1 protein-coding gene is annotated in these 479 nt (G+C 62.2%); it reads right to left on the reverse strand.

The window, feature by feature from the left end:
- Positions 1–479: DUF6531 domain-containing protein (locus M5B99_RS29820; RefSeq protein ID WP_248807483.1), on the reverse strand; the 479-nt coding region annotated here is incomplete at both ends.

Below are 479 nucleotides of genomic sequence, written 5' to 3' on the forward strand. Positions count from 1 at the left end.
GCACTTCGCGCTGTTGATCGGCGTACAACCGTTCGATCTGGCCGACCCGCCGAGGCCATTGAGCGCTGTAAATCAGCGCCACTTGCACCATATCGAAGGTATCGCGCAGCCGAACCAAGCGCCCCGACTCGTCGTAGTCGAGGTAGATCCGGTTGTTATTGCGGTCGCCCAACTGGCTCAGGCGCAAGGTCGAAGGATCGGCCAGGGCCGGTTCGAACAGGCGATACAAACCGTCATCGCTCTCGATCAGCAGTTGTCCATTAGCGTTGCGCCGCACGGCCAGTCCTTCCCCCGGACTGAACACCGCGCCGCCCAAGGGGATCGACCCCATGTCGATACGCCGTGCCTGTTCGTCGGTATAGATCAGCCGCTCGCCGCCTTCGGGATGCGCCTCGATGCGCACACCGATTTCATAAGGCAGGCTCCAACCCGTACCGAGCAACGTGTCGCGCCGCTCGTCGCGACTGTTGTAGAAGCGC

This window comes from Pseudomonas sp. MWU13-2100 (assembly GCF_023242365.1).
In the GTDB taxonomy this organism is placed as follows: domain Bacteria; phylum Pseudomonadota; class Gammaproteobacteria; order Pseudomonadales; family Pseudomonadaceae; genus Aquipseudomonas.